The organism is Stutzerimonas stutzeri, from assembly GCF_000935215.1.
In the GTDB taxonomy this organism is placed as follows: domain Bacteria; phylum Pseudomonadota; class Gammaproteobacteria; order Pseudomonadales; family Pseudomonadaceae; genus Stutzerimonas.
Genome location: NZ_JXXD01000099.1, coordinates 20645 through 28164, shown reverse-complemented (window position 1 = coordinate 28164; position 7520 = coordinate 20645). Strand labels below are relative to the sequence as shown.

General features: G+C 62.6%; 3 protein-coding genes and 1 pseudogene. All 4 read right to left on the bottom strand.

Annotation, left to right across the window (positions count from 1 at the left end; translation table 11 throughout):
• Positions 1 to 19: 19 nt before the first annotated feature.
• The 4 genes and pseudogenes from LO50_RS11570 to fadD1 all read right to left on the bottom strand — a co-directional run bounded on the left by LO50_RS11570 (position 20) and on the right by fadD1 (position 7314).
• Positions 20 to 1624, bottom strand: coding sequence for a M28 family metallopeptidase (locus tag LO50_RS11570; RefSeq protein WP_044315077.1), 1605 nt, complete (start codon positions 1622 to 1624; stop codon positions 20 to 22).
• A gap of 268 nt (positions 1625 to 1892) precedes the next feature.
• Positions 1893 to 3578 (bottom strand): methyl-accepting chemotaxis protein, encoded by a 1686-nt coding sequence (locus LO50_RS11565; protein ID WP_014821185.1) that lies wholly within the window; start codon positions 3576 to 3578, stop codon positions 1893 to 1895.
• Positions 3579 to 3762: 184 nt separating this feature from the next.
• Positions 3763 to 5447 (bottom strand): annotated as a pseudogene (locus LO50_RS11560) (methyl-accepting chemotaxis protein).
• A 175-nt stretch (positions 5448 to 5622) separates the two neighbouring features.
• The gene (gene fadD1 / locus LO50_RS11555) at positions 5623 to 7314 is read right to left on the bottom strand and encodes a long-chain-fatty-acid--CoA ligase FadD1 (protein ID WP_044315076.1); all 1692 of its coding nucleotides are present in this window, start codon (positions 7312 to 7314) and stop codon (positions 5623 to 5625) included.
• Positions 7315 to 7520 lie beyond the last annotated feature (206 nt).

The window sequence follows — 7520 nt, the reverse complement described above, 5'->3', positions numbered from 1 at the left end:
CGGCGCGGTATTCAGCCGATCAACGGATCCAGTGACCCCAGCGCGACTTCTCCTGCACCTGCTGGATGCGCATGCTGCCGATGCTCTGCTCAGCCGCCGCGGCGATCTCGTCATCGATCATCCGGGTCGACAGCGACAGCCAGCTGGTGGCGAAGGCCAGCGCGTCACCGTGCAACTCCAGCGCCTCGGTGGAGATATTGCCGAGGTTGTCGCATTCGTTGTGATAGCACGGATCGAACGGCTGGCCGGCTGCGCCGCCGTAACGCTGCGCCTGCTCCTCGGTCTTGATGTCCTCGGCACCGGTGAACAGACCGCCGAAGGCGATGCCGTCTTCGAAGAACTGCGCGTAGTCGGAGCGGAAGTCGATCTCGGTGCCTTCAGACGGCGCGTTGCGCAGCTGGAAGTAGGTGCGCAGCAGGCGTTCGATGGCGGCCGAGCCGGGGGGCCCCTGCAGGCCGAAGTCGGAGCCATCGCCGTCATAGATGAAGTTGGCGTAGTTCGGCGAACCGATCATGTCGACGTTCAGATAGGCCTTGATGCGCTGTTTCTCCTCGTCCGGTAGCTGCGTGACGTAGTAGGTCGAGCCCACCAGGCCGGACTCCTCCGCGCCCCACCAGGCAAAGCGCACCTTGTTTTCCGGCCGCGCCTTGCTCATCAGCAGCGCCATTTCCAGCAGCGCGGCGCTGCCCGAGCCGTTGTCGTTGATGCCCGCCCCTTCGAACACCGAGTCCAGGTGCGCGCCGACCATGACCACGTTGCCCGGATCGCCGCGGCGCGTTTCGGCCAGCAGGTTGTAGGTCTCGGTCTGCTCGCGCACCACGTCGACGTTCATGCTCAGTTGCAGCCCCGCGGTCTGCGACCAGGCCACGCCGTTATCGTAGGTCGAGAACATCACCGGGATTCCGCCGCTGTAGTCCTCGCCCAGGGTTGCGACCAGCAGCCCCTTGCGGTCCTCGGTGTCCCCCTGGTTGAAGATGATGGCGCCAGCCGCACCGGCCGCCGCGGCATTGCTCGCCTTCTGCCCGAACGGACAGGTGCCGCGCTGCATCAAGGCAATGGCACCGGCCGGGAAGCCGGCGAAGTCCTCGGGCTCACAGCCGCTGGTGGAGGTGTTGCCAGCGCCGAGAGCCAGGTCGACCGGCACCACCGGTGCGGTGACATTGCCCGGATCGGTCTGATCGGCGTAGGTGAAATCCTCCTCCCAGACGTACTGGGCCGGCTGCGGCGCCACGGCGCTCAGCGTGCCGGGGCTGACCGGATAGAACGCAAGGAACGGGAAGGCCTGCACTTCGACACGATAACCGGCGCGCTGCAGGCGGCTGCGCACGTAGTCGATCGACGCCTGATAACCGGACTGACCGGACGCACGATTGCCGTCGTTCATCGTGGCGATGTCCTGCAACGCCTCCAGGTGCTTCATGACGTTGCTCGCCTGCATGCAGCGCGGCAAACCGACCGGAGTGCCGACCAGCAAGGGCGAACGGCACAACGCCGCGTTGGGCTTGTCCGGCGTCCAGAAGTCGTTGAATTGCGGGGTGTCTACCTGCGGCGCCGCAAACGCGACACTGCCGGTAAGTAATGCGAGAGAAGCAACTACCCGAACAGCATTGTTTTTTTTGTGCATGGGTAACTCATCCTTGCAACGGATTGATGGGCAGGCCGCCTGTGGCTTGCGCCATCGTCCCCTACTGCTTTCAGCGGACGCGGCCATAGGGAGCTAGACCGAACGGCTACCGTCTCGGTTCTGAGACAGCCGCCCGCCGGTAGCACCGTTGATCGGGTTGCAGGGAACTTCATCAAGGCGCTTTAGTGACTCCTGGCGGAGCGGCGCTGGAAACAGCGCCGTTCAGCAACGGCGACAGGCGTTGCACCTGCCGCCGGAGAGCGTCGAATCAGATTCGGAACTGACCGACCAGCTGCTGCAGTTGCACGGTCAGTCCATTCAGCTCGCGGGAGGTCTGGGCTCCCTGAGCGGCGTCGCTGGCCACACCGTCCACCGCATCGGCAATGTGGTGCACGCTGCGGTTGATCTCCTCGGCCACGGCGGTCTGCTCTTCGGCGGCGGCGGCGATCTGCGCGTTCATCGAGTTGATGGTGCCGATCAGGGCGGAGATCGCATCCAGTGACTCACCCGCCTGGTTGGCCTGGTCACGGGTGCTCTCGCCTTTCTCGCCAGCGCGCAACATGGTGGCGACGGTGTTGGAAGTGGCGCTCTGCAGACGGTCGATCATGCCCTGGATTTCACCGGTGCTCTGCTGAGTACGGCTGGCAAGGGCACGTACTTCGTCGGCGACCACGGCGAAACCGCGACCTGCCTCACCGGCACGGGCTGCCTCGATGGCCGCATTGAGCGCCAGCAGGTTGGTCTGCTCGGCGATGGCGCGGATCACGTCAAGCACACCAACGATGCCTTTCACGTCCTGCTGCAGCCCTTCCAGCGACTCACCGCTACCACGCAGCTCGCCCACCAGTTCGTGAATGTGGCGGATGCTCTGATCGACTACCTGCTTGGCCGCAACGCCCTGCTGATCGGTCTGCTGCGCCGCTTCGGCGGCACGCTGGGCGCTCATCGCGACCTCGTGGGCCGCGGCCGACATCTCGTTGATCGCCGTGGCGACCTGATCGGTCTCGCTGCGCTGGTCGGCCATGGCCTGTTCCGAGCGCTGCGCCTGGCTGGCCACCGCACCGACCAGCCCGCTCAATTGCGTGGTGGTGCCGGCGACCTGCTGTACCAGCGAATGGATCTTCTCGACGAAGCGGTTGAACGACATGGCCAGCTCACCCAGTTCATCCTGGCTGGTGATCGGTAGTCGCTGGGTCAGGTCGCCGTCGCCCTGGGCCATGTCATCCAGATTGCGCTTGATCAGCAGCAGCGGACTGAGCAGGGCATTGCTCATGAAGACGGCTAGCAGCGCCATCAACGCCAGCAGCGCGAACGCCGAAACCAGCATGATGGCTACCAGCCCGTCGATGCGCTCCTGAAACTCTGCCCGCGCGGCCTGCACGTCGCGCTCGACGCCATCCAGGTTCAACGATGTGCCGAAGACCATGTTCCATTTGGGCAGGAATTCGGCATAGCCGACCTTGGGCACCAGCACACTGCTGTCACCGAGCACGAAGCTGTAGTCGACGTAGTGGCTGCCGTCCTGGCCGGCGCGCACCAGCTCGCGAATGGCGTAGACACCGTTCGGGTCACGGTAGTCGTAGAAGCTCTGGCCGATCTTGTCCTTGGTGTTGCCCTGCAGGATGCGCACGGCCTGGGAGTCATAGCCCCAGAAATAGCCGTCCTTGCCATAGGACATCCGCTCGAGAATGGCCACCGCCTGATCGCGCGCCTGCATGTCGCCTTCGGCGGAGCGCTCGTGGATCGGCCCGATGGCATTGCGCGCAAGCTCGACGTAATGCTTGAGCTCGGCACGCCGATCCTGAATGAGGCTCTTGCGGGTGTGCTCTTCCTGCTGTTCGGCCAGTGCGCGCAATTCATAGACGGCGATGCCGCTGAGGAGGATGGAGAGCAGTAGAATCGGGCCCAGCGTGAGCAACAGCAGCTTCATTCGTAAACGAAGATTGGAGAGCATTCTGATCGATTCCTTTAGGTACTTGTAGCAAGAGAAATTGCGACAAAAAACAGGCGCCACTTAAGCACCAATTGCGCAAGTACCTTCGGGTTGTCGACCTGGCGGGAGCTTTCTTTACCCCAATGAACGACGAAACCCTGCATGGCAGGGTTTCGTGATGGCCCGTCCTAGAGCGGCTTGTCGATCAGATGCGGAACTGTCCCACCAACCGCTGGAGCTGTTCCGCCAGACCATTGAGTTCACGTGCGGTTTGCGCGCCTTGGGCGGCATCGCTGGCCACACCGTCCACCGCGTCGGCGTATGGTGCACGCTGCGGTTGATCTCCTCGGCCACGGCGGTCTGCTCTTCGGCGGCGGCGGCGATCTGCGCGTTCATCGAATTGATGGTGCCGATCAGTGCGGAGATGGCATCCAGAGACTCCCCGGCCTGATTGGCGTGATCACGAGTGCTCTCGCCTTTCTCACCGGCGCGCAGCATGGTGCTGACGGTGTTCGAAGTTGCGTTCTGCAGGCGATCGATCATGCCCTGAATCTCGCCGGTGCTCTGCTGCGTGCGGCTGGCCAGCGCCCTTACCTCGTCAGCCACCACCGCGAAGCCACGCCCCGCCTCGCCGGCACGGGCTGCCTCGATGGCGGCATTGAGCGCCAGCAGGTTGGTCTGCTCGGCAATGGCACGAATCACGTCGAGCACACCGACGATGCCTTTCACGTCCTGTTGCAGCCCCTCCAGCGACTCGCCGCTGCCGCGCAGCTCGCCCACCAGTTCGTGAATCTGGTGAATGCTCTGGTCTACGACCTGCTTGGCCGCAAGGCCCTGCTGATCGGTTTCGCGCGCGGCCTCGGCGGCACGCTGGGCGCTCATCGCCACTTCGTGGGCAGCGGCCGACATCTCGTTGATTGCCGTGGCCACCTGGTCGGTTTCGCTGCGCTGATCGGCCATGGCGTGCTCCGAACGCTGCGCCTGGCTGGCGACTTCACCCACCAGGCCGGTCAGCTGCGCGGTGGTTCCGGCGACCTGTTGCACCAGCACGTGGATCTTCTCGACGAAGCGGTTGAACGATGCCGACAACTCACCCAGCTCGTCACGGCTGGTAACCGGCAGGCGATGAGTCAGGTCGCCATCGCCCTCGGCCATGTCGTCGAGGTTCTGCTTGATCTGCAGCAGCGGCCGCAGAATGGCATTGCTCATCAGCACCGCGAGCACGGCAACGAGGATGAGCAGCAGCAGCGCGGACCCAAGCATGATCAGCGTGAGACTGTCGATGCGCGCCTGGAAGGCTGCCCGAGCCTCACCGACATCGCGCTCGACGTCATCCAGGTTCAGCGAAGTGCCGAATACCAGGTTCCATTTCGGCAGGTACTCGGCATAGCCGACCTTGGGCACCAGTGCATTGCTGCCCGGCACGGCGAAACTGTAGTCGACGTAGTGGCTACCGTTCTGACCCGCCTTGACCAGTTCACGAATCGCATACACGCCATTCGGGTCCTTGAAGTCGGCAAATTTCTCACCGATACGCTCGCGGGTCGCGCCCTGGAACACGCGAACGGACTGCCCGTCGTAACCCCAGAAGTAGCCCTCGCGGCCGTAGGTCAGCCCTTCCAGCAGCGCCACGGCCTGATCGCGGGCCTGCAGGTTGCCTTCGGCGGAGCGCTCATAGATCGGCGCAATCGCATTGCGGGCGAGCTGCACGTAACTTTCGAGTTCGGCGCGGCGGTCGCGGATGAGACTGGCGCGGGTCTGCGTTTCCTGCTGGTCAGCCAGATCCTGCAGCTCGATCACCGCAACGCCGCTGAGCAGGACAGCGAGCAGCAGAATCGGGCCAAGGGCAAGCAAGAGCAGTTTCACTCGCAACCGTAGTGATGACAGCATCTGGAAATCCCCCATGAAAAACGCGGTTAAGTAGTGCCATTGTGCCACCGACTACATAACGAGGAGAACGCTACCAAGCGCTAATTCAAGCTGTGACGGGCGCTGCCGATGAACGCTGTTCGCAAAAACGAAAAAACCCCGCCGAGGCGGGGTTTTTTCGTCGAGGTACGAGTACCTACTTCTTGTGGCCCAGCTTGCGCAACTCTTCATCACGCAACTCACGGCGCAGGATCTTGCCGACGTTGGTGGTCGGCAGACTATCGCGGAACTCCACTGACTTCGGGCGCTTGTAGCCGGTCAGGTTATCGTGCATGTGCTGCATGACCTGCTCCTTGGTCAGGCTCTCCCCCGGCTTGACCACCACGAACAGCTTGATCGCCTCACCGGACTTCTCGTCCGGCACGCCAATGGCGGCGCACTGCAGCACCCCTGGGAGACCGGCAAGCACGTCTTCCAGCTCGTTGGGATAGACGTTGAAACCGGAGACCAGAATCATGTCCTTCTTGCGGTCGACGATGCGAATGTAGCCGTCTTCCTGAACGACACCGATATCGCCCGACTTGAACCAACCTTCGGCGTCGATCACTTCGGCAGTGGCCTCGGGGCGCTGCCAGTAACCCTTCATCACCTGCGGGCCCTTGATGCACAGCTCGCCGATCTCGCCTTGCGCCAGATCCTGGCCATCGTCATTGATGACCTTGAACTGCGTCGAAGGAACCGGAATGCCGATGGTGCCGATCTGGATGTGCTCGATCGGATTGACCGAGGCCACCGGACTGGTTTCGGTCAGGCCGTAGCCTTCGCAGATGGGGCAACCCGTCACCTGCTTCCAGCGCTCGGCCGTCGCCAGCTGCAGCGCCATGCCGCCCGACAGGGTGACCTTGAGCGCAGAGAAATCCAGCTTGCGGAAGTCCTCGCTATTGCACAGCGCCACGAACAGCGTGTTGAGGCCGACGAAGCCGCTGAAGCGATACTTGGACAGATCCTTGATCATCGCCGGCAGGTCGCGCGGATTGGAGATCAGGATGTTGTGGTTGCCGCTGAGCATCATCGCCATGCAGTGAAAGGTGAAGGCGTAGATGTGGTAGAGCGGCAACGGGGCGATGAGAACCTCGCTGCCGTCATTGAGGTTCGAACCCATCAGCGCCTTGCACTGCAGCATGTTGGCGACGATGTTGCGGTGGGTCAGCATCGCGCCCTTGGCGACGCCAGTGGTACCGCCGGTGTACTGCAGCACGGCGACTTCATCGCTGCTAGGCGATGCGTCACGCACTGCCTTGCCGCGGCCCAGGGCCAGCGCATCGTTGAGCTTGACCGCCTTCGGCAGGCTGTAGGCCGGGACCATCTTCTTCACATGCTTGACCACCGCGTTCACCAGCATGCGCTTGAGCGGCGGCAGCATGTCGGCGACTTCGGTGATGACCACGTGCTTGATGCCGGTCTTGGGCAGCACTTCCTCGGCCAGATGCGCCATGTTGGCGAGGCAGACCAGCGCCTTGGCGCCGGCGTCGTTGAACTGGTGTTCCATTTCCCGCGCGGTATACAGCGGGTTGGTGTTGACCACGATGAGGCCGGCGCGCATGGCCCCGAACACCACGATAGGGTACTGGATCAGGTTGGGCAGCTGCACGGCGATACGGTCGCCGGGCTGAAGATCGGTGTTCTGCTGCAGATAGGCGGCGAAATCGCCGGACAGCTTGTACAGCTCACCATAGGTCAGGGTCTTGCCGAGATTGCTGAAGGCCGGCTTGTCGGCGAAACGCTCGCAAGACTGCTTGAGCACAGCCTGGATGTTCTGATACTCGTCGGGATTGATCTCGCTGGAGACACCAACAGGATACTTATCCTTCCAGAAGTTATCGGTCATGAACCCCACTCCTAAGCAACAGCTTTATTACTGCGCGATGGCAGCTGTTTTGTTGTGATTTGTTAACTTTTGTACCACTAATCGGGCTAAAAGCGTGCCCGAGGTTAGCAGCTTTGCCCAGGAGCGAACAGAGTCCGGAACGCGTTGATTCGACATAAAGTGACCGGAACATATGTCCCGGTCACTCAATTTGAGCCGCCCTCTGC